This is a genomic window from Nostoc sp. NMS2 (assembly GCF_017115105.1).
In the GTDB taxonomy this organism is placed as follows: Bacteria; Cyanobacteriota; Cyanobacteriia; order Cyanobacteriales; family Nostocaceae; genus Nostoc.
In genome coordinates this window covers 1-23,665 of sequence record NZ_JABXKH010000113.1, presented here as the reverse complement: position 1 = coordinate 23,665, position 23,665 = coordinate 1, and the positions used below count along the sequence as shown (strand labels likewise).

Annotated in this window: 21 protein-coding genes; 3 read left to right on the top strand and 18 right to left on the bottom strand. The window is 42.6% G+C overall.

Features of this window, described 5'->3' with window-relative positions:
- Positions 1-8: 8 nt before the first annotated feature.
- Complete coding sequence (locus tag HWQ36_RS20450) at positions 9-941, bottom strand: glycosyltransferase family 2 protein (RefSeq protein WP_292705744.1); 933 nt, start codon at positions 939-941, stop codon at positions 9-11.
- A 134-nt stretch (positions 942-1,075) separates the two neighbouring features.
- Positions 1,076-1,885, bottom strand: a complete 810-nt coding sequence (locus tag HWQ36_RS20445; protein WP_292705741.1) for a hypothetical protein — start codon at positions 1,883-1,885, stop codon at positions 1,076-1,078.
- A gap of 470 nt (positions 1,886-2,355) precedes the next feature.
- On the opposite strand from HWQ36_RS20445, the gene cobU reads away from it, so the two are divergent.
- The gene (gene cobU / locus HWQ36_RS20440; protein ID WP_292705739.1) at positions 2,356-2,931 is read left to right on the top strand and encodes a bifunctional adenosylcobinamide kinase/adenosylcobinamide-phosphate guanylyltransferase; all 576 of its coding nucleotides are present in this window, start codon (positions 2,356-2,358) and stop codon (positions 2,929-2,931) included.
- A 45-nt stretch (positions 2,932-2,976) separates the two neighbouring features.
- Positions 2,977-3,396, top strand: a complete 420-nt coding sequence (locus HWQ36_RS20435; protein ID WP_292705736.1) for a hypothetical protein — start codon at positions 2,977-2,979, stop codon at positions 3,394-3,396.
- Between the two features lie 125 nt (positions 3,397-3,521).
- Here the strand turns inward: HWQ36_RS20435 and HWQ36_RS20430 are convergent, their stop codons facing one another.
- The 14 genes from HWQ36_RS20430 to HWQ36_RS20365 form a co-directional block, all read right to left on the bottom strand.
- Entirely contained in the window at positions 3,522-4,241 is a 720-nt protein-coding gene (locus HWQ36_RS20430) for a DUF4079 domain-containing protein (protein ID WP_292705733.1), read from the bottom strand.
- Positions 4,242-4,566: 325 nt separating this feature from the next.
- On the bottom strand, positions 4,567-6,216 hold the full coding sequence (locus tag HWQ36_RS20425) for a glycosyltransferase family 39 protein (protein WP_292705730.1): 1,650 nt from the start codon (positions 6,214-6,216) through the stop codon (positions 4,567-4,569).
- Positions 6,217-6,987: 771 nt separating this feature from the next.
- Positions 6,988-7,818, bottom strand: coding sequence for a GNAT family N-acyltransferase (locus HWQ36_RS20420; protein ID WP_292705728.1), 831 nt, complete (start codon positions 7,816-7,818; stop codon positions 6,988-6,990).
- 550 nt (positions 7,819-8,368) lie between these two features.
- Positions 8,369-9,289: an NAD(+) kinase gene (locus HWQ36_RS20415; RefSeq protein WP_094346551.1), complete on the bottom strand. Its 921-nt coding sequence runs from the start codon at positions 9,287-9,289 to the stop codon at positions 8,369-8,371.
- Between the two features lie 6 nt (positions 9,290-9,295).
- Entirely contained in the window at positions 9,296-9,601 is a 306-nt protein-coding gene (nuoK, locus tag HWQ36_RS20410; protein ID WP_006199065.1) for an NADH-quinone oxidoreductase subunit NuoK, read from the bottom strand.
- A gap of 59 nt (positions 9,602-9,660) precedes the next feature.
- Positions 9,661-10,275, bottom strand: coding sequence for an NADH-quinone oxidoreductase subunit J (locus tag HWQ36_RS20405; protein WP_292705677.1), 615 nt, complete (start codon positions 10,273-10,275; stop codon positions 9,661-9,663).
- A 110-nt stretch (positions 10,276-10,385) separates the two neighbouring features.
- Positions 10,386-10,970, bottom strand: coding sequence for an NAD(P)H-quinone oxidoreductase subunit I (gene ndhI, locus HWQ36_RS20400; RefSeq protein WP_292705675.1), 585 nt, complete (start codon positions 10,968-10,970; stop codon positions 10,386-10,388).
- 87 nt (positions 10,971-11,057) lie between these two features.
- Positions 11,058-12,176: an NADH-quinone oxidoreductase subunit NuoH gene (nuoH, locus tag HWQ36_RS20395; RefSeq protein ID WP_114083481.1), complete on the bottom strand. Its 1,119-nt coding sequence runs from the start codon at positions 12,174-12,176 to the stop codon at positions 11,058-11,060.
- A gap of 408 nt (positions 12,177-12,584) precedes the next feature.
- On the bottom strand, positions 12,585-13,721 hold the full coding sequence (locus HWQ36_RS20390) for a citrate synthase (protein WP_292705672.1): 1,137 nt from the start codon (positions 13,719-13,721) through the stop codon (positions 12,585-12,587).
- Between the two features lie 108 nt (positions 13,722-13,829).
- Positions 13,830-14,324, bottom strand: coding sequence for a phosphohistidine phosphatase SixA (sixA, locus tag HWQ36_RS20385; RefSeq protein WP_292705671.1), 495 nt, complete (start codon positions 14,322-14,324; stop codon positions 13,830-13,832).
- A gap of 231 nt (positions 14,325-14,555) precedes the next feature.
- Positions 14,556-14,807: a UPF0175 family protein gene (locus HWQ36_RS20380; RefSeq protein WP_292705669.1), complete on the bottom strand. Its 252-nt coding sequence runs from the start codon at positions 14,805-14,807 to the stop codon at positions 14,556-14,558.
- Positions 14,808-14,891: 84 nt separating this feature from the next.
- On the bottom strand, positions 14,892-15,362 hold the full coding sequence (locus HWQ36_RS20375) for a DUF29 domain-containing protein (protein WP_292705667.1): 471 nt from the start codon (positions 15,360-15,362) through the stop codon (positions 14,892-14,894).
- A gap of 241 nt (positions 15,363-15,603) precedes the next feature.
- Positions 15,604-16,890: a bifunctional oligoribonuclease/PAP phosphatase NrnA gene (locus HWQ36_RS20370; protein ID WP_292705666.1), complete on the bottom strand. Its 1,287-nt coding sequence runs from the start codon at positions 16,888-16,890 to the stop codon at positions 15,604-15,606.
- Between the two features lie 284 nt (positions 16,891-17,174).
- On the bottom strand, positions 17,175-17,672 hold the full coding sequence (locus tag HWQ36_RS20365; protein ID WP_069070622.1) for an HNH endonuclease: 498 nt from the start codon (positions 17,670-17,672) through the stop codon (positions 17,175-17,177).
- Between the two features lie 559 nt (positions 17,673-18,231).
- Here HWQ36_RS20365 and HWQ36_RS20360 point away from each other — a divergent pair.
- Positions 18,232-19,146 carry a DUF1338 domain-containing protein gene (locus HWQ36_RS20360; protein ID WP_292705664.1) on the top strand — a complete coding sequence of 305 codons (915 nt, stop codon included), beginning with the start codon at positions 18,232-18,234 and terminating at the stop codon, positions 19,144-19,146.
- Positions 19,147-19,494: 348 nt separating this feature from the next.
- Here the strand turns inward: HWQ36_RS20360 and HWQ36_RS20355 are convergent, their stop codons facing one another.
- Together HWQ36_RS20355 and HWQ36_RS20350 are read right to left on the bottom strand one after the other, a co-directional pair.
- Positions 19,495-20,604, bottom strand: coding sequence for an S-(hydroxymethyl)glutathione dehydrogenase/class III alcohol dehydrogenase (locus HWQ36_RS20355; RefSeq protein ID WP_292705794.1), 1,110 nt, complete (start codon positions 20,602-20,604; stop codon positions 19,495-19,497).
- Positions 20,605-20,967: 363 nt separating this feature from the next.
- Positions 20,968-23,665: DUF4114 domain-containing protein (locus HWQ36_RS20350; RefSeq protein WP_292705662.1), on the bottom strand; the 2,698-nt coding region annotated here is incomplete at its 5' end.

Here is a 23,665-nt window from a genome sequence, read left to right as displayed (position 1 = left end):
GTTATTGGTTATTTCTTATTTGATGTGGATAAAAGACCTTGAATAGCAGCATTTAAGTAACCAATCTGACCGTAAGCATATACAAGTTTGTCAAACCGTTCTGCTGGATCAGAAAAATATTGTAATGCTTTATACAAGCCACGCACAAACCGTTCGCTACCTCGCTGCAATTGAGCGATTCCAGCTTTACCAGCGAGTTGTTCTCGATAGCATTCACTGATACCCTGCCACCAGCCTCGATTTAAAAACCAGGTGCGTTGGAGGCGTTCTGGGGCAACATTGTGAGCAACTAGTGCTTCAGGAAGATAAGCGACTTGCCAATCACGCTGTAGGGCAAATTCGGTCATTTGCAGTTCTTCATTTGATAATAGATTTTTCCCCACTCGACCGAGATGAGGATCAAAACCGCCAATTTCTTCTAGGAAACTGCGGCGGATGGAGTAATTTAAGCCTCTGGGTGTTAAGCCAGGTTGATCGATGTAGATGTTGCTGTCACCCAAGTCGTATGCACCCAAATTTGCAGCTAGTCCTGGAGATAGCCATCGTGGTTGTTCGATTCCTGGGGGCCATAAGAGAGTGACTTTGCCACCTGCGATCGCTAGTTTAGAATTATTGTAATAGGCAAAATATAAAACTTGTAGCCAGCCAGGGCTAGCAACAGCATCGTCATCCAGATAAGCAAGAATATCACCACTAGCTACTTTTGCGCCTGTGTTGCGGGCGACAGATAAGCCGATGGTGGGTTCAAATACATACTTCAGGCGCGGATTATGGGCCCTTTGTTCTACAACCTCACGAGTGCGATCGCTAGATCCATTATCAACTACCACAATTTCAAAGTCAGCAGCAAAATCCTGCGCTAAAAGACTATCAATTGCAGCCCCTAAATAGGTATCTCGATTGTGGGTACAGATAATGGCAGAGATTTTGGTATCTGGCATAGATTTTATTTTGGATTTGAGATTTGGGATTTTAGATAAAAATCTTAAATCCAACGCATACCTGCTGAGAGTTAATCTAAACCAAAAATTACCGACCCACCAACCGAGTTTCTTCGGAAATAATCTTTAAAACTTTACGTTTGTTGAATATGACTGTGTAAAACTACAAGTGTTTGGGCCAGTTGACTCAGCCGGGTTTCTAAAGATTGCTTGCGCCCCAACAGTTGACGTAACTTTTGGTAACGTGCGATCGCCATACTAACATTAGCAACCTGATCTGCTGGACATGGGCGTGACCAGACTTTACCAGCACCGTCTACACCACAGAGGCGGTAGCCAGTAATTGATGATTTATAAGATACTTTCCCACCAGTGGCACAAATTTCTTCTACGTAGTTCATCAGGCGGTCAACTTCTGCATGGCGCAGTGTTGCCGTTCCTCCCGGTTCTGGTTCGCTGGGATTGGATTCTAACCAGCCATTGACAATTGGGCCTTCTAAGTAAATATCCTGAATTTGGTTCAAAATATTTTGCAGTTCTATTTGCCAACCAGCGACAGTTTCCTGAATTTCTTGTAATAGATTCATCGCCAATCCTGGATTTGCTCCGTGGCGATGGTTACTAAAACTCGGAGTTTTCAACTTAGGTAGGCTGGGTGTTTTGTCACCATTCTCTTGTGTTTGAAAGGTCTGCACAGAGTCATGGTGAGGAAAGAAATTCTGTTCAGGAGGATAATCACTCTCAGTATCTACGCCCAATTCAACTGTTTGTTCTTCCTGAGATGATGGAGTTGGTGTACTTTCTGTGGATTCGTTGGCTCCGACACTGATTCTAAAGGAAAAAGGCCGTTTTGTCGTCGAATCACCTGCTTCGGCGGCAGAGGCAGTGCCGCGATTCCCTAAATCGTGTAGAGTTGCTTCTATGCGTTTTAAGCCTGCGTTCATAAAGACATCCTAAATTTTGCTGTCCCCAATGGTGTCGAAGAAGAGGCAGGGGGGCAGGGGGATAGAACTAGAAAGGGGATTCGACCCCAACTGTTGCGCTAGCTTCTCGTAGGGTACGGGAACCACGCTTGGTTGTTGTGGGGGAATCAAACTCATGTTCCGCAACGCTTGTCGGCTCTTCCCCTGCTCCTTTTCCCCCTGCAAGAACTGCCTCTTATTGAATCATTAAGAATGGGGTTGTTGGGATTTTCGGCTTTTGCCAGTTATGACATCAATGATGTTGGTGCTAATTTTATCCCTTAAAAGTTATTTGAAACCAAAAATCTTGCCGATGAAGTAAAAACTGTGGTGTTGAAGAAGAATTCAGAACAAGAAAGTCGGGGATTCAGCACCGGAACGCAGAATTCAGGATTGAATTCTGGCTCCTGATTTCTGAATTCTATTTTTGTTAAAATACTCAGAAAACAACTTTGGGTAAAATCATCTTAGTAACAGGGCCAGCACGATCTGGTAAAAGTGAATGGGCGGAAACTTTGGCTATGCAGTCAGGGAAAGCAGTTGTTTACGTAGCAACAGCAACCGATAACACAGATGACCAAGAATGGCATCAACGCATTTCAGAACACCAACAACGCCGTCCCCAAGACTGGGTAACTCTATCTGTACCTGTAGAACTGTCTGCTACCCTCGCCGATGCCAAACCCTATACCTGTCTTTTAGTGGATTCTTTAGGAACTTGGGTTGCTAATCTCTTAGAGGAGGACAAATCTAGCTGGGAAAATATCGTTGTAGAGTTATTAGAGACAGTGGATCTGGTTGCTGCTGATGTGCTGTTTGTAGCAGAAGAGGTAGGTTGGGGAGTGATACCAGCTTATCCCCTTGGGAGGATGTTCCGCGATCGCTTGGGTTCTTTAGTGCGCCAGCTAGCTGCACTTAGCGAAACTGTTTATTTAGTAACTGGTGGTCATGTTCTCAATCTCAGTGTCCTTGGTTCGCCATTGCCAAACAGAGAGGATGCTGGAGTATTCAGAAGTCAAGATTCTTAACTATTGATTCAAATTAATCCAAAATCTAAAATCTAAAATTGTCTTATGGCAACCAAACAAGAAGTTAGAGGATACCTTGCCTACTGGTTTCAGTTGGGTAAGAAAGTGATTAAGGGCAACGGGAAGGCAAGCATTTTGCCCAAATCGGTGCTAAATGGCGATCGCTATAGTGAAGAATTTGAAGAGTGCTGGGAGAAAATCCTCTCACCGGAATCAGGTGATTGTTACTTAGAGGGTACGCAAGAAACCATTGCTGAATTGTTAACACCAGCATGGGATATGGTTCCTTGTGGTCGTTGCAGTATGCCAGTAGCCGCGCGAAACGTCGGGATGCCAGCATTGTTATGTCCCTGTAATAGTTTACCTAACTGGCCTAATACAGAACTGCCAGCACCACGAGAGCCAATTAAGACTCAAGACCAACTTAAAACAATTCGCGATCGGCTTATAGATAATATTGCTTGAAAAAAAAGCAAGGGAGCAGGGAGAATTATTGAACAAGTCTCTCCCTCATCTCCCGGTTGGTGAGCGAAGTCGAACCACATCTTCCCCCTCTCCCTCATCTCTTCTTCATTTGGAAATCTCTTAGTTCACTTTGGTGGTTGAGAATTTGGCGTTAGACAAGTTTTATTAGCAAAATCACACTGATAAATATAGGGTTCTTGCCAACTCAAGGGAATTTCTAATAAATCCCGCGTTCCTGTCATACCTTGTCCAATAAATAGCAACAAAGCAATGCAGTTTAAAATCGTATGGACGATGCGCCAACGATTAGATTTATCTTGATAAATATCTTGAACAATCGCTAATGAAAAAATCATTAGCAGTGCGGCTGTAATCCCAATATAATAATGTGACCAATACCACTCATTGGTACGCCGAAATACTCCATCTTGACAGCCTAATATTACTAAACCTGCACCAGTTAAAGTGGCAAAAACTGCCCGCCACATTCGCTGCTTTGCCCGATAAAGAAATATTAAAGAGGTGATGGTAGCAGCCAATATTAATAGGATAAAAACAACTTGAAAAGGTGTTTTGTTCCACAATTGATTTTTAATAATATTTTTGCCAATAGGATAGCTTAATCCAATTAAAGTTAAGCCGACGACTGCACTTGTTAGCCTTTCTCCTAACTGCTTATGTTCTCCACCTACCACTGGGGGAATTTTGCTTTTACTCCCGGCTAAAATTTGCAATCTGCGTTGGCGTGTTTGCCAAGCAAAATTAACTACTGTGCCGATAAGTGGAAACACAATTATAACTGCGATCGCTGGATGTAAAAGACCAAGAAAATCTGCTATTTCCATACAACACCTTTAAATTAAGCTCAAAGAATAATTTAAAGCATCGTAATATCACTTAAATTAATTTAAGATAAGAATCTGTTGAATATTTCTCGGAACAGAATTTAGGAGTCAAGAGCAATGCGATGGGTTGAAATGAGCGTCCCGCAGGGAAAAGAGTTTGTTGTTAGCGTAGCCTCTCGCAGAGAAGAGTCAGATTCAGATGAATTCTCTATGACTGACAGATAGCATAGCGTTAGCAGTCAGCAAACGTCTTAATTTTGACATTTTGTAATTAAAAATTAAAAATTAAGTGCTACCCACTTTTGCTTTTGCCATAAACTGATAGTCAACTGCTGGATAATTTCGTCTTGCGGAGAATATTGTGTTGGCGTACACTACGAGGTTTAGCTAATTTCCAAACAGAATAATATTTGTCATTATAAACAATATCTGTCTTCAAATTATACTTTTTTTCTATCGTTTCGCGCCAAGTCTCAGAAGGATTGAATAAAAAAATATCAGCAAACCTATCAGGAATTCGGGGGATTTTTTGATTTTGAACCAATATAAATTGTACCTTTGACTCCAAAAGATAGCTCAGAGAAAAAATATTTCCATAATTATCACCCAAAGCATCACTAATCAAAAGTGGGTGAGTAGTCTGATTGATGATTTGGGCAACTTGTGGATTGCCATAACTCATATCTTTATTCCACCAAGTTTCTGCCTGGAAATTCACTTTAGAAGAAATCAGACCACAAATAATCACTAATATCATAATTATGTGCCAAACACTCCGGCGTGACACACTGCCATTATATATTTGAGTAGCTAGTAAGTAAGCAACAGCTAATTGAATTCCTAAATAAGATGGGATGAAATATGGTTCAATAGATGATTGTATACCCCCAGCCATTAAATCTGGTAGTCTTAGGGGCAGTACTGGCACTACAATTAATGTAATGATAAACAACCAAATTTTATAGTTATTTGTTTGGCAAAGAAAATAAATTGAATATCCGATGAAAGTTAAAAAACATAATGTGATTAAATAGCTAAATTTATTTTCTGAGTTAAGGTCTATATCAAAAAAAACTCGGCTTATTTGCATCAAGAAAAATCCAAATACAGGCATCAAAGATGACTGCATTGTTGTCTTATCTCCTGAAATCAAAAATTTGAAAAAGTCACCTATGATCACTACTAGCCAAGGCATGAAGGCTAAAAAACCTACCAGTGATGCTAGTAAATAAGTTCTGACAGCTAGAGACAGTTGGAATCTGGCAGTAGTAATCACGTAAATTCCGTGAGCAACTGCTACAAATCCACTCCAAAGAAATGTATAAAGACTAATTGCCAAAGTGACTGCATAAATGCTCCAGATAGCGAATAAATCTGGTCTTTGTCGTTCTTTTATTAGCTCATCTTCCAGCCGCATTGCTCGCAGCAGAGACGCGCTAGATAGTAATATGGTGACTAACCAGAGGATATATTCTTGTGCTTCTTGGGCATATACTAGTTGAATTGGAGAAATTGCCATGAGTGCGATCGCTACACCAGGAACTGATAGCGGCACATTAAATAACTCTCTACATAGCCAATAAACACAAGGGAAAACCAGCAAACTGATCAAAGCGGATAAACTTCTGATTGCCGTCACCGAATTACCAAAGATTTGCATCCACAATCTGGCTATTACGTAATAAAGTGGTGGATGCAAAGAATCTTCTTTCGCCAAGTTCATAATTGTGTCATTTAAGCTTTTTTTATTTACACCTTGAAACTGAGCAAAACTCTCTTTCCCAATGACACTACCATTAAATAGTTTATTTTGTACTTCACTTCTTGTATAACCAGAAATTCGCAATGAAGTATAAGTTTCATCATGTGAGTAAACTTTGTTATCAAGGTTAAAAAAGCGAAACAATATACCCATCGTCAATAAGAAAATAATTAAAAATCGCAACCAACTCGGAGCAAATTTGAGATGGCGCATAAGTGGATTTCCTAAAAAGTTTTTTCAAATCATCTAATTTATCGGACTGAATGAGGTGTCGCAGCTACGACCCTCCTAGACATTGCCAAGACTTCAAGCAGAGCCTATTTGTTAAACATTGCCATTTTATGGGTAAGGTTAGCAATCAACACTCTTCTTTATTAACTACGAAAATAAATGAGCAAGATTGTATCAAATCCTGCAAAACTAGATTTGGTTTTGAAATCGAGATATCAATAGAGTGTAAAATATATTTGGTGTAGCTGTACCTCTGTAAGGCAATTTCACAAATTACCATGCATTGAACGATGGATAGAGCGATTAGATCGCTCATTTAACGACACAGTATTTACATTCAAAATTGACCGTTTCTTTGTCAGCCCCATAGATGATAATGGCAATAATTTAAAAATTGTTGAGACACTTATCACACTGGCACACAAACTAAGTTTAGATGTGACTATTCAAGGGGTAGAGACAAGAGAGTAGCTAGTATTTATTAGAAAGCTAAACTGTGAATATGGACAAAGATAAGTGAAACAACATCTATTTGGTATAACCAGATTAAACCAGGACTTACGCAAAAAATAGCCCAAACCTTGATTTTCCGGTAGGGGCAATTCATGAATTGCCCCTACTGCATGTAGTTTTGCGTAAGTCTTATAAACATAAATCTTGTGGGTGGGCAACATGAGCGCCGAGTCCATACAATTTAAATGTGGAACAGCTTATTTATTCTCGCGTCCGTTGGATAACGCGGCGGTAGTGGAATTAATCGTTATGAATCCTCAATGATAAGGGTTGTTTGAGAGGATTTGGATAACGCCATCTACCAAAGTCTGCAATATTAGATATAGTTAAAAAATCAATAGTTTTAAACTGCCGATCAATAGCTGGAAGACTGCATATTTTAGCTCCAATATTCAAGTATGCCTGCAAAATTTTAGGAATCTCAACTTTATATGAATCTGAAGCATTTTGAGGCTGTTCTAGACGAGATTGTGAATTTGGATAAACCAAAATACTTGGATGCATCAAACCATTCTGCTGAAAATAATCATAAACGCAAGTAGCTTGCCAAGAACATTGTGTTAGTAATGATGCACAGCCAAAGAAATATTGATTTCTACTCCAGATGAGATAATCTGCTAGCCCTTTCCATAATAATAAAAGTGCCTGACTGTTACGGTATTCTTTAGCTATACATGTACGTCCAACTTCAACTGATGCTTGAAGCACAGAATTGGGAATCGCATTAAGATTGAATATATCGGCAGCATCAAAGCCTAGTCTTTGAGAAGCCATCATATAGGTTTGCATCCGATAAGTTCCAATTGCTTTACCCGTTTGTTTGGAAATCAGGATTAAATGATGGCAAACTGCATCAAACTTATCTATATCCATCTGGGTAAAGTTAGAAGTAGAGAATCCTAAGCCTAGTTCCAGATTAAAAACTTCAAAGCGTAACCGAAAGATTGACTCTAATTCTTCTTCGGTTGAAGCCAGCCGTAGGGTATATTTTTCAGTTTGAAGGACGGGGAAATCTTCAAGAGGGGGAGGAGGATTCAGTGAATAATTGACGTTGCGTCCAGAAACTTCCATCTATCTTCCTACTTAGATTTGCGAAAATATCCTACTAGGATTTAGGCACTATACAAATAGCTCACATTATGCATTAATGTGTAGAAGCGTAATTGAGACAGTTTTCGATAAAATAACCTCTAGAGAGCTTTCTTGCTCTTTTGGATTTGAGGTATAGTGCTTTTATTATGGACATTAATTCCTAAAAAATCTGGCAATAAGATACAAAATTTTCCTTTGATATACGCTATAAATACAAGTCATACCATTTTGGATTTTGGATTTTAGATTTTGGATTGTAAACTGCTTGGTATATCTGGATTTTCTCACTCTATCTGTTGCAATTATTTTTAAAATTGGTATCAGTTATAAAGCAATACAGTTCAGAATTAGCAACAAAACCCTCATGTAGAGACGCGATTTATCGCGTCTTCAAAGATCAATTATCTACAATCAAAATCAAGGCAGAAAGCCCCCGGATGAATCCAGGGGCTTAAATAATTTTGGTTGCGATCGCCTACGACGGGCTACGCCTACGCAATCTGCGGTAGATGCACTCTAAAATACTTAATTAATTACGGTGATTATTGTTGTAGTGAACCCTTGTACCTGCCCAAAGCAACTTTTCCCGTAGCGTCTGATAGTAGGAATTGTTCTCGCGCAAAATAATAAATTTAGCCCGACACTCTGCCATCCGCACATCAACGCGGTGTCCAGGCCAAATAGAAGTCCCTAACACCCCATCTGTCCACAGTTTGGTACTCAAATCGTAATCCCCCAAAGGCCAAATACTCACCACAGAGCCAGGGGGTAAAACGAGGGGCCGACTAGAAAGGCTCATTGCACAAATAGGAGTGATGGTAAGCGCCTCCATACCATCGTGCATAATCGGCCCATTAGCAGAAACCGTGTAACCAGTAGAACCTGTGGGAGTGGAAATAATCAACCCATCCCCAACGTACTGATCGACTACCTCACCATCGATTTCCATTTCCAGAATTGAGGTAATCATTCGGTCAGCAGAGGCGGGTTTGACACAAAATTCATTCAAAGCCAGGTAACGCTCACTCACTGGTTCTAAATTAGACCCGTGACCCTCATACACCGCAGCTTGTAACATCATCCGTCGTTGGATAGCATAGCGATCCTCAAACAGCCGATCCCAAACTTTCTCTGTATCCTGAAACTCTTCCACCGACTCAGTTAAAAACCCCAGATGACCTCCCACATTCACTCCCAGAATTGGGATGCCAGCTGGGGCTAAATGTCTGGCACCAGTTAAAACAGTACCATCGCCACCGAGTACCAAGGCGAGATCGATTGGTTGAGCCGCCGAAGCCAAAAAGACTGGATAAGGGTTGTCTTTTGGCCCACTCGGCCCCATCAACACCTGGCACTCGCGGCTTTCTAGTTGTTTAGCACAGATTTCTGCCCATTCTTTACTCCGGGCATCCCGCGCTTTATAAGCAATGATTACCTGCTTGAGTTGCACGCACAATTACCACTTCAGGAGATTAAACTGCTCCATATCGACGGTATCGCGGTTGCGATAAATGGCAAGCACGATCGCTAAACCCACCGCCGCCTCGGCCGCGGCCACGGTAATCACAAATACTGTGAAAACCTGACCCTTAATTAATGTTGAGTCGAGGAAGTTGGAAAATGCCATTAAATTCAGATTAACAGCATTGAGCAGTAATTCAATTGACATCAGCACCCGCACAGCGTTGCGGCTGGTAATTAAACCGTAGATGCCGATGCAGAATAAAGCTGCTGCTAGTAATAAAAAGTACTGGAGTTGCATGAATCTGGGTATCCCTCATGAAAAATCTGGCTTTTTATTTGCGACCTTAGTTGCAAATATTACTCTTTTGTTTCACTGGTTGTTGATACCAGTTCTCTGGGGCGTTCTTGCAAAGTCAAAACAGTTCGCCCTACATCGGATGGTGTCAATTGGTCTGGCAAATATTCACGACGGGCCAAAATAATTGCACCTACCATCGCTATCAGCAGCAAAATGGAAGCCAGTTCAAAAGGTAGTAAAAAGTCAGTAAAGAAATGCTCTCCAATCACAACTATTGAGCTTTCACCACTCACTACAGGAGTAGTTGAGTAAGCCCAAGGAGTAGCCAGCACCATTATACTTAAAAGACCAAACAATCCTACGCTAACTAGACCGGTAAGTAGTTTACGCACCCAAGAATTGGGAAATGCGACAAAATCCTGACGCTTGTTCACCAACATAATGGCAAACAAAATCAGCACGTTAATCGCCCCAACGTAAATTAGTATTTGTGCAGCTGCAACAAAATCACCATTTAGCAACAGGTAGATTCCCGCCATGCTGATGAATACACCCCCCAGCATAAAGGCAGAATAGACAATGTTGGAGAACAGCACCACACCAATGGCTGCCCCAATCATCATCACGCCCAGTATGCCAAGTGATACTAACTGTACTCCTTCTGCTAGATTCACTGTTTTTTGTCCTTAGTCATTGGTCATTGGTCATTAGTCATTGGTCATTGGTCATTGGTCATTGGTCATTGGTCAAATAACAAAGGACAAATGACAATGGACAAATGACATTATTTTTCTGTTTGTTCCACGAGGTCTTCTGGACGCGCACCTGCAAATGGCGCATCTGCGGGCAATCCGTGGGGTTCGAGGACACCCTTGGGTAGGTAAACTAGTTCGCGCAGTGGTGTAACCATTGGGTCATCTGTTACCTTATAGGGCAGACGACCTAGCGCTACGCTGTCATAATTCAATTCATGGCGATCGTAAGTGGCAAGCTCATACTCTTCTGTCATGGATAGACAGTTAGTGGGGCAAAATTCCACACAGTTACCGCAAAAGATACAAACTCCAAAGTCGATGCTGTAGTGGTTGAGTTTTTTCTTTTTGCTGGCTTTGTCGTATTCCCAATCGACTACAGGTAGGTTAATTGGACAAACGCGAACGCAAACTTCGCAGGCGATGCACTTATCAAATTCAAAGTGAATCCTACCGCGAAACCGTTCGCCAAGAATCAGTTTTTCGTAAGGATACTGTACGGTAATTGGTCGCCGCCGCATGTGGTCGAATGTGACAGAAAGCCCCTGACCAATGTAACGTGCAGCTTGTACCGTTTCTTTGGCGTAATCACCAACTTGTTTTAGGAACTTGAGCATTTTGTGTCTCTCTCTTTTTGATTTTGGATTTTGAATTTTAGATTTTAGATTCAATCCAAAATCTAAAATCTAAAATCTAAAATTGATTTACCCGCCAAAGGCGAAGGGAAAGGCTAGTTTCAGGGCGGCGGTTAATAGGAGATTAACCAAACCAACTGGCAACAAAAACTTCCATCCTAAATCTAACAGTTGGTCAATGCGTACCCGTGGCACTGTCCAGCGTAACAGGATGGCGACAAACACTAGTAAATAGGCTTTGAAGACGGTCATCGTGATTCCTAAAGAAGCAGTTACTATCTGGAACACGGGATTTAATTCACTGACTCCCAGCCAACCAGCGATGAGGTTGAGGGGAATAGGAAAGTCCCAACCGCCCAGGTAGAGAATTGCTACTAGTAAGGATGAAAGGATCAAGTTAACGTAGGAACCCAGGTAGAATAGACCGAATTTCATGCCTGAGTATTCAGTCTGATAGCCGGCGACGATTTCTTCTTCCGCTTCAGGTAAGTCAAAGGGTAATCGTTCGCATTCAGCTAGGGCGGCTATCCAAAAGATCAGAAAACCGATTGGTTGTCGCCAAATGTTCCAGCCCAAAATGCCGTAGCCAGATTGTTGATTGACAATATCAACGGTGCTGAGGCTATTAGACATCATAGCGATCGCTAACACCGCCAGCGCCAAAGGAATTTCATAACTAATAGATTGCGCTGCTGCCCGCAAGCCCCCTAAAAGGGAGTATTTGTTATTAGATGCGTAGCCAGCCATCAGCAAGCCAATGGGTTGAATACTTGACAAGGCAATCCACAAGAATACGCCCATGCCCACATTGCTAATAACGATATTCTGCCCAAAGGGAACAATCAGGAACGACAGAAACACCGGAATTACAACAATAATTGGGCCGAGGGTAAACAGCCAGGGGTCAGACTTGGCTGGTACTATATCTTCTTTAAATACCAACTTCAGACCATCTGCTACAGGTACGAGTAACCCAAAAGGGCCTTGGTATTCTGGCCCAATTCGCTGCTGTGCGGAGGCGGAAATTTTTCGTTCTAGCCAAGTAGCAACTAATACCCCCACTGTTGCCCCAATCAGCATCAGGATCATTGGCAGGGGCATCCAAATTGCTTTGGCTGTTCCTGCTGGTATACCTAAATCCCGGAGGGATTCAATAAAAGTTCCTTGGAGGTCAATTCCTGAGTTCATGTTTCCGCTCTTTAAGACATCGAGTCATGGTGAGTTACAACTATTAGTTAAATTAATACCTGTAAATTCACCCATTTTTAATTTTTGCCCAGATGATGCTTGATTGAAGATTTGTCGCTAATTCCCATGCCTAGTATATCCTTGGATGGTTTTAGCCCTCTGAAGCGATATGAGAACTTCTACTTATGGTTGGCATTGGGATTGACTATTGAGGGGATGAGGGAGCAGGAGGAAGGGGGAAGGGGCAGGGAGCAGGGAGCAGGGGGACAAGGAGGACAAGGGGGAATTATTAAAATTAAGTCTCTCCCTTGTCTCCCCCCTCTTCCTTGTCTCCCTTGTCTCTTTTCCATGCCCAATACTTCGGCTTCGCTCAGTACAAGTGCCCCATGCCCAATCCCCAATCCCCAGTTACCGTTGATCAATGGGGGTATAAGTAACTTCGTGCAGACCGTTGTAAACTTGGGTAGGACGGAAAATCCGGTTTTCTGCTAGTTGTTCTTTCCAGTGGGCTAACCAACCGGCAACACGTGCGATCGCAAATATTGGTGTAAACAAGTCTGTAGGAATTCCCATCTTCCTATACACCAAACCGGAGTAAAAGTCAATATTGGGATAAATCCCTTTGCTACCGAGTTTTTCCTCTACCACTCGTTCCATTTCTTGAGCAATGTCATAGAACTTGTCATAGCCAAATTTTTCAAACAGTTGCTCTGCTAGGGTTTGTAAAATTATGGCTCGTGGATCTTTTACTTTATAGACACGATGTCCAAAGCCCATAATCTTAGATTTAGTTTCCAGACAATGCTCTATGTAAGGACGAACATTTTCCACAGAGCCAATTTTTTCCAACATCTGAATTACTTCTTCATTGGCTCCACCATGCAGGGGCCCACCCAAAGTTCCCACAGCGCTAGCAACCACAGCGTAAGGATCGGTTAAGGTAGAAGCTGTCACCCTGGCACTGAAAGTGGAAGCATTCATTGTATGCTCGACTTGAAGTATCAAGCAGATATCAAAAATCCGCGCCATTAAAGGGTCGGGTTCTCGCTCATCGAGCATGTATAGAAAGTTGGCAGAATAGTCTAAGTCATCACGGGGACGTATCGGATCATTACCTTTTCGCATCAGTTGGAACGCCGCTACCATCGTGGGAATGGTTGCTATCAGGCGCACCACGGAATCTCGAATGTAGGCAGGATTATGTAAATCCCGGAGTGAATAAAACAAACCTAAAGCCGCAGCAGAGGCTTGTAGTGCATCCATTGGGTGGCCGCTTTCTGGAAAGCATTTCATCATGTCCCGAATGCGGTATTTTATCCGCCGGTGATAACGAACTTCATGCTCAAATCCTTCCAGTTCTTCCTTGCTTGGCAGTTCACCCCAGATTAAGAGATAAGCAGTTTCTAGGAATGTACTTTTTTCTGCTAATTCTTCAATCCGGATGCCACGATATTCTAGTATTCCTTTTTGCCCATCAACATAGCTGATACTTGATTGAGCGGCGGGAATGCCTTCTAAACCAGGCTTGTATTCGCACACCATCATGGCACCACCATTTGCTTTTTGAAATATCTGATCAAGCTAACTTACCAGAAATTTATCTTCGCCATAACAGTAGCCGTTCTAACAACAATCGAAAATGTTGAAAAACTGTTATAGCAGGTACTTGGGTGGTGTCAACCAAAACATCTGACTCCGACCCAGAGGGGAACCTGTTTCTGGTAGTTTTATCCCAATCATACCTGCTTTTTTCAAGACTAAGCTTTCTTTGACTTCTCCCCACAGGAGAATTTCTGCCCAATTGGTAAAATCTGGTTCGTGTCCAACCAGCGCCAGTTGGGTATTTTGGGAATAATTTCTCGGTTCTAACCAGTCTTTTAGCCAACTAGAAATTTCACCATCGTGGGCGAGGTGGCTAGATTCCTCTAACTGGGAGCTTAGTTTTTCTGCTATGAGGATTTCAGCTGTTTGGCGGGCCCGCACTAAGGGGCTGGTGAGAATCAAATCAAAGTTTAAACCTAATTTAACAAGTTTCTGAGCAACTTTCTCAGTTTTTTGCCTTCCTTCTTTGGTAAGGCTGCGCTCCTCATCTTTGATGCCTAATCCCTTGTCTTCGGCGATGCCATGACGAATTAAATATAGTTCCATACTTTAATTTTTTTAGCGTAGCAGGGCGTAGCCCATGCTGAGTTAGGAGTTAAGTCTGGTGTGACTTAATCTATCCTAATCTTAATCATTATTACGTATTCGTCGATCTGCCATCCGTCTTTTACAGTACAGTGTTAGACATTCTAAGTATTATGGATATGGCAATAGGTTTAAACCTTGAATAAGTTAAGCTGGTAGAGATACTGCACCACAGAAGTATCTGTAATCACATTAGGCACGGGCTAAATCCTCAATCAGTTCAGCCTCCGTCAGTTTGAAGGTGCTGATGCTGTATTTTGCTAGTTGTGAAAGAAATACAACTTTGGGAATACCCGCCAAATTAGCTGCTGCTCCAGAAGAAAGTTTACCAATTTCGTATAACTTCATAGCAGCAGCAAGAAGAACTTCACCTTGTAGCTGTTCTGGTTTTACATTGAGAGCCAATACAGTTTCTTCTGGAATAGTCAAAGTGAGTTGGTACATGATGATATATGCGCTGTTTTGTTTAGGATTATAATAACGCGCTCATATAATCGCTTTTTGATCGCTTACAGGATAAAATTACAATTATTCCTCAGCTTTAGGATAAAAGTCTAAGTCTAAAATCTCATCGACAGCAAAGGGACAGACGATCGCAAAGTCATCGTCTAATAAACCAGTTTCCACCATCGCCTCTCGCAGCGCTCTTTGATAGGTAGTATTTATCCACTCAGCATCATTTAAAAAACGCCGCAAGCTAGGACTTTCTTGCAGTAATTCATCTATATTCAGTCGCTCACGAGTAATGGTAACTTGCCAACTGTGACTACGACGTTCGGGTTGATACTTCCACTTCAACAAATGCGATAAGACTAACCGCAACGCACTCTGCAAGTCCCGTTGTTGACTCTTACCCAAGTCTACCACTTCCTGAATTAAGTTTTCTAAATCCAGTGTGTCCCAGTGGTGCGATCGCAAAAGCTCTGCTGTCTGCTCTACCCAAGCATAAAAATCTTGCTCATACAAAGTTTGTAGCATTTGCAGTTCTATAGACTTCATGGCGCTCCTTCTGAGAAAATAAAATAGGTAGGCGCGAGTTAATTTTATTTCTGACTACCTACTTAACATTAGGCACAAACTACATCCTCAATCAGTTCAGCCTCTGTGAAAAGACCAAAATTCCCGACTTTTGAGAAAAGTCGGGAAATATATTTATCACGAATGACTTAGGGATGCTATCTAACCAATCACTTTGACTGCTGTATGAGTTAGGAGTTCTCCTCATCTCCTTTATCTCCCTCTATTCTGACTGAATCGGATTGTCTCTAGGGTTAACTAACCTCAGCAGTTTTTGCTTAATTTGAGCGTCGAATACTTCCCACTTCATTTTCGCATAAGCGGAATTTTCATTGCTGCCAGATAAGAAGCCCATCGGAATTTCAAAGCCGCCTGCGCTTGTCCTTCCACCGCCGAAAAACCGCCCTGCACTATCTTGTCCAAAGGCTTCTTTGATGAATTCATCAGGGTCAAGGGTAAGTTTGGTGGTTCTCAGGGAACCGATGACTATTTCCAGTTCATCGTCTTCATCGTGAACAATGCCGTAAACTACGGCGGTGTGAACGTTTTCTTCGGTGACGAGAAAATCAGCCGCTTGGGGGATGGCATCGCGGTCGTCGTAGCGTAAGTAACCTACACCAGCAATGGAAAAGTTATTTTGGACGATGCGATTTTTTAGCGATCGCTCGATCACATCCATTACCCGCTTAGAACGGTTCGCTTGTAAAATAGCATTCAGCAATTGAGCGTCATAAAATCGGCTTAAATACGCTGCTGCCATAAAGTCTTCTTCTTGCGCTTGCATCAGTCGATTTGTATCTGATCGCAAGCCGTGCATCAAGGCAGTGGCACATTTGACGTGTTGATTTATGCTGCTATCTAATGCTAGTAATCCTGTTTGGAGGTATTGAGTAAAAATTGTTGCCGTCGCTCTGACATAAGGACGGATATCCTCAAACTCTGATTGCAGATCGCCTTGGATACTGTGATGGTCAACGAGTACCACTAGGGGAATTCCAGCTTGCTGCACTGCTGATAGTAGCTGTGAAGTAGTTCCTTGGTTATCAATTAACACAAAACCTTGATAAGATGACAAATCTTTAGTTTTCAAGATTTGCGTTGTCCAGCGTTGGATAGGTAAGTTAGTCAATCTTACCAAGGCAATATTTTCTTGATGGCTCAATGCGCCAGCATAAATGATTTCGCATTTGATATCATATTGCTGGGCAATTAACTGATAAGCCCACGCACAAGAGAGGGCATCAGGGTCAGGAAAATCTTGCAAAATTACCAGTTGGCGATCGTGTCGATGTGCCAAAAGGGTTTTTTGGAGTTCTTCTGACTTTTGTTGTGCCAGAGAATTACCACGGTTACTGAGAAATATAGCTCCGTCACCTACCGATGGCGGTAATGATGGACTTTTAAATGCAACTTCCACTGGCGCTTTCTCGATTTCAGGTTCCTCTGGGTTTGGCTCTGCTGTGGTCAATGACAAACTCTCAAACTGAGTAACGGGAGAATTCAAGTACATAGGGAACTTTTTTAAAGTGTGAGGCTCCTTTTATTCAGAAATACTACAATCAGCAATTCACTGAATTTAGCCACATTATTTTGATCTTCGCAAAAATATCAAGACATTGCACTATACATCTAAGTATATTTTTTGGTCTACAAGACGCGATCGCCTTCGTTGCAAGCTATATAGCCGTAAATTTCTCAACGAAGAGGCAGGGGGCATGAAGAAAAGACAAGGGAGAGACTTGTTCAATAATTCCCCCTTATTCCCCTGCTCTCTCTGCTCCTCTGCGTTTTTGCTCAAAGACCTATAACATACTTTTGCCACTCTGTATGCAGTCCACTCTTAAGATGTTTGCTAACCTCGAAATAGAGGCTGCTATAAGGTTGGCGGGGAGGATGGCGTAAAGGCATGTGAGCTTCATGGGGAGTCCGACTGCCTTTTTTAACATTGCAACGGACACAAGCTGTCACAATGTTCTCCCAAGTATCGCCCCCGCCGCGCGATCGCGGTATTACATGATCTAGAGTCAACTCATCTCCTGTGTAACCACAGTATTGACAGGCATGACCATCACGGTGCAATATATTTCGGCGAGTCAGAGGAATTTCTTTATAAGGAACACGCACGTAATGACGTAATCGGATCACGGTCGGCAACGGAAAATCCGAGTACAGGAATTTACCGTTGTGTTCTACGCGTTCTGCTTTGCCCTTAATTAACAGAACCACAGCACGCCGCCAACTCGTTATATTGAGAGGTTCGTAAGATGCGTTTAAGACTAAAACCTTCCCCATTTATCTGCGCTCAGGGTATTAGCTTTACATAAATGTTAACACAAATACATCCTGCCAGGGAGATGAGAATAAATTATACTTTCGGCAGAATTCAGCAATTAATTTATAAGAGACGCGATTAATCGCGTCTCTACAGAAATGAGGAAGTAAAATTTTTAACGAACTTTGGGGGTTTAAGTCCCCTGTCTCTACAGACAGCGCGTTTTGGGTCGGGGTCTAAATCCCCGTCACAAAACTTAATTACGAATTACGAATTACGAATTACGAATTATTTAACCTGATGCCAAGAGGCTTACCCTATCAGAAACCTCCGGGAATTACTACTTTGATTCGCGGATTGTATCAGTTTGAATCTACCTTTTTTGGCTGGAAACTCGCTCTAGGACTACTTGTGTGTACACCGTAGCCTTAATAAGGGGGGTTGGGGGGGATCTAATTCCATGCAGCTTATAAAAAATTGGTATAAGTTCTTAAAAGATTAGGGAGAGTGGGATGTAGAAGGAGATTTCCTAACTTTTGCCTCTTCCTCGACAAATGACAAATGACATGACTAATTTATATGAAACCCGAAATAGCCCTTAATTTATGGAAATTACTTTGGCAAGAATACAGCACCAGAGTAAATCATGCCCGTACCTACCAGCAAATGATAACTGCTGCCGGTGGAACTGTTGCCAACGACCACATTGCCTTTCGGTCTTTGCGTTTATTGGTAGATAGTCCCCAGGGTAAAGTTAATTTAGGAATTGACTATCTCGCACAATTTGCAGAAGCTTTGGGTTACGTGGCGGCTGGAGAGTATAATTTTGCTCAAACTCATCTATATGCCCGTCATTATCGCCATCCGCAGCAAGAGGAATTTAACTTACCCAAACTCTTTATGAGTGAGTTGATTGTTGATGAATTGCCTGCTAATATTGCTCAACTTATCTCTCAAACAGTATCTGCAATCCCACACCAATTGACCTCACCCGTTACTCTTCTCAAAAAAGACGAGAAGATTGAAACTATTGCCAAACAACTCCAGCAAGTCTTCACCCGTCCTTGGCTACCTCCCAAGCGTTCTGTTGTCGAAGAGGTCAATAAGGTTACTCAGTATGGGGCTTGGGTGTTGCTGCACGGATATGGTGTCAACCATTTTACAGGCTATATCAACGGACAGAACACCCCACAATATCCAGACATCGATACTACCGCTAGTAGTTTGGCTAATCTGGGTGTACCAATGAAAGCAGAGATAGAGGGAAATGTTGCCTGTGGTTTGCGGCAAACTGCAACTCAAGCTGTAACAGAAATGGTGACAGTGTTAGATGATAATAGTGCCGCAGAAATTCAGATCCCTTGGACTTACGCTTATTATGAAATTGCCCAGCGCTATCTAGTAGAAGTGGAGCCTGGAAAGCAGATACTTTTCGATGCTTTTTTAGGAAGTAATGCCCAGCAATTGTTTGAAATGACTCGTTTATCTAAATAGCTGAGAGTTGTTAGTGAAGAAATAGCTTCAATTTTGGAATCTTGAAATTTTATTTAGGCTAAAACACGAGATTTTATCTTGTGTTTTAGCTTAAGTTGACACAACTGACAGATATACGTCCCAATACTGTTCGGTTAAGCCTAAAAAATAACTCCAATGTAGGTTGGGTTGAGGAACGAAACCCAACATTTTCAGGGATTTGTTGGGTAACACTAAAGTTCAACCCAACCTACAAATCTAATGACAAATGACCAATACTTCGACTACGCTCAGTACAAGTGACAAATGACAATCTTTACCAGTTAACTTTAATTGCGCCAACCGACTAAAAAGCTTTGAATCTAACAGCTAAAAAGTTACCACACTCCGAATTGATTCACCTTTGTGCATCAATTCAAAAGCATCATTAATTTGTTCAATGGGCATCACATGGGTAATCAAATCATCAATATTTATCTTACCTTCCATATACCAATCAACAATTTTCGGCACATCTGTACGTCCTCTTGCACCTCCGAATGCTGAACCTTTCCAAACGCGCCCAGTTACTAATTGAAAAGGACGAGTACTGATTTCCTGTCCAGCACCAGCAACACCAATAACCACACTAACGCCCCAACCTTTATGGCAGCATTCTAATGCTTGACGCATAATTTTGACATTACCGATACATTCAAAACTGTAATCAGCACCGCCTTTTGTTAAGTCAACCAGATAGGGAACTAAATCACCCTCTACTTCCTGGGGATTGACAAAGTGCGTCATGCCAAACTTTTCTGCCAAAGCGCGTTTGCTGGGATTAATATCTACCCCGACAATCATATTCGCCCCTACCATCCGCGCCCCCTGGATGACATTTAAGCCAATACCACCCAAGCCGAAAACCACTACATTTGCTCCCGGTTCTACTTTAGCAGTATTGATAACTGCACCCACACCAGTAGTAACACCACAGCCAATGTAACAAACCTTTTCAAATGGGGCATCTTCCCGAATTTTTGCCAGGGCGATTTCTGGTAGCACCGTATAGTTGGCAAAAGTGGATGTACCCATATAATGATGAATCATCTGCCCATCAATGCTAAAGCGACTGGTGCCATTGGGCATGACACCGCGTGCTTGAGTTAAGCGAATGGCTTGACAGAGATTAGTTTTGAAGCTCAGACAATATTCGCACTGGCGGCATTCGGGAGTGTATAGGGGAATCACATGATCCCCTGGTTTCAAACTGGTGACACCCGCACCTACCTCTACTACCACACCAGCACCTTCATGTCCCAAAATAGCCGGAAACAAACCTTCGGGATCGTCACCATATAGGGTAAAAGCGTCGGTATGGCAAACTCCGCTTGCTTTCACCTCAACTAACACCTCGCCAGCTTGTGGCCCCGATAGTTGAACGGTTTCAATTGTCAACGGCTTACCTGCGCTGTAAGCTACTGCTGCTTTAACTTGCAACATCAGCCCTCCTATATAGTTTTGTTATTGGGCTTCTTTGAGTTTATATCGGGGAGTGCTTTAAGGATACGGGGTAATGGCACTAATAAAAGCAAAAATGCTTGCCAGATGAAGATTACAGCTTTTAATCAATGAGTAGTGAGTGAATGATCAAGTGATGTCTTCCCTGCCAGACGCTACGCATAGCAAGATCCCCGAAGGGGACGACGGGCTACGCCTACGCTCCCGCATCAGACACAGCAAAATGGATAGAGGCGTGATGCAGGGATTGTCTAAAAATTTTCTGAAATAGAAAAAGCTTGCTCATTCGTGAAATACTTTCTTTGAGACGAGCAAGCAAATCTAACTATTAATTAATAAGTCCTAAACTGTAGCTGTCAAATTAGCTTTGATAATCACATCATTGAAATCGCGATCGCCACCACTAGGCAAATCCTCAAAACCAAAGGTATTATTTGCTAACAGGCGAATGTGATCTGATTTATCAGAATTAGCACCTAAGAACGGGAAATAAACCGCCGGATCGTTATTAGAATTATTATCTAAAAGCGCATCAGGTCTACCATTCACAATAATGAAGGGAGCAAAAATCGCACCAGGTTGGAAAGTACCAGTGTAAGTAGCAGAACCTTGGTTACTTACACTCAAATCAATACCCGCAATTTTGCCACGCACAGCAGCCTGAATATAACCAGCCTGTCCAGTGAGAACATCGGCTATGCCATCACCATTAGTATCAATTCCCCCATTTGCATCAGTCACCTGATAAAAGCCGACATAATTGTTGTAAGATGCTTCTCTGTAAACGTTAAATTCCGCTTTCACTGATTGTTTGATATCTCGCAAATCAATCACTTCCCCAAGGAATTTATCTTGGAGATTTGTACCAATAGGTAAAGCTTGATTGGTCTGTTTAACTTTCACCACCAAATCGTTAAAATCTGTGGCAGTGTTATTAGAAACATCCTTCCAACCTAGAGAGAAACTATCATCATTCAAGGCTGTAATTTGTGTTGAAACACCAGAAAACAGTAATTTTCTAATGGAGTTAGGATCGTTGCGTACAGCATCTAAGGTACTGTCTATGACTAACAAGAATCGGAAATTATCGCCAGAATTTAATTCCAGCAGACTGCTGAGATTATTGTAGTCAAAACCGTTAGGGGTATTAGCGATCGCTGATAAAATTACTTTTGACCGTTTTAAAGCTGCTTTGGCATAACCTTCAGCACCAGGGGCAATACCGTCAATGATACCTTTAGTATCATCAACAGTAAATAAACCCAGTTCATTCACCAGCTTAGAACTGTGTCCAGTGAGTTTAATTTCCAGTTTGAGTTTGACATCCTTACCTTTGATGTTAAAGACATCATCATTAGGGTTAGTGAGACGGTTGGGTATTTCAGTAGCATTATTAACATTAATAGTCAACCCTTTCTCAAAGGTGAAATTACCATTGTCAGTGGTACGGACGCGGATTTTGTAACTAGACTTAGTTTTAAAGTCTGGAGAATTGTTGATTTTGAGGCTATTGCCATCAATGGTGAAGGCATTATTATCAACATCATCAATTCCCGAAACTAAGCTGTATGCAAAATTATCCTTTTGATCTGGGTCAGTGCTGCTGAATGTGCCGATGGCAGTGTTGGCTGGTGCTTCATCGTTGATGGTGTTGGCACTTAACTCCAAATCTGTGGGGGCATCATTAACTGCGGTGAGATTAATGTCGCGGGTTACAGGGGTGCTATCTAAGCTGCCATCATTAACAACAAAGCTGATAGTGCGGTTTGTGGTGGGGTTATCGCTACTGTTTTGATAGGTAACAGATTGCAGGGCAGTTTGATAGTCGGCGACGGTGGCACTGCCAGTTAAGGTTAAGACACCGTTAGTATAAGTGCCAGTAATGCCATTTTGGTTGGTGAAAGCGAGGGTGTCTTCTGTGGCGACAAAACCATTGGTAATAGTGACAGTGGCGCTGCTGAGGCTGTTGGAGTCGGCATCGGTGACGGTAATACCAGAGTCGATAATTGTTGCAGGGTCGTTTTCGGTGTAGGCAAGGGCGGTGTTGGTGGCGGTAATGACTGGGGCATCATTAACTGGGGTGAGATCAATGTCGCGGGTAGCAGGGGTACTATCTAAGTTGCCATCATTGACCACAAAGCTGATAGTGCGGGGAGTGGTGCTGGGGTTATCGCTACTGTTTTGATAGGTAACAGATTGCAGGGCAGTTTGATAGTCGGCGACGGTGGCACTGCCAGTTAAGGTTAAGACACCGTTAGTATAAGTGCCAGTAATGCCATTTTGGTTGGTGAAAGCGAGGGTGTCTTCTGTGGCGACAAAACCATTGGTAATAGTGACAGTGGCGCTGCTGAGGCTGTTGGAGTCGGCATCGGTGACGGTAATACCAGAGTCGATAATTGTTGCAGGGTCGTTTTCGGTGTAGGCAAGGGCGGTGTTGGTGGCGGTAATGACTGGGGCATCATTAACTGGGGTGAGATCAATGTCGCGGGTAGCAGGGGTACTATCTAAGTTGCCATCATTGACCACAAAGCTGATAGTGCGGGGAGTGGTGCTGGGGTTATCGCTACTGTTTTGATAGGTAACAGATTGCAGGGCAGTTTGATAGTCGGCGACGGTGGCACTGCCAGTTAAGGTTAAGACACCGTTAGTATAAGTGCCAGTAATGCCATTTTGGTTGGTAAAAGCGAGGGTGTCTTCTGTGGCGACAAAACCGTTGGTAATAGTGACAGTGGCGCTGCTGAGGCTGGTGGAGTCGGCATCGGTGACGGTAATACCAGGGTCGATGATTGTCGCAGGGTCGTTTTCGCTATAGGCAAGGGCGGTGTTGGTGGCGGTGGTGACTGGGGCAACAGGTTCGACAATTGTTAAAGTGGCACTAGGGTTAGCATTCAGCAGCACGGAGACGTTGTTGCTGGTGAGATTAGCGGCAGCCAAGTCGAGCTTGCCGTCGCCGTTGAAGTCTCCAACTGTGACTGAGATGGGATTAGTGCCGACGAAGAAGTTGGTGGCGGTGCCAAAGCCCCCTGTGCCGTTACCTAGC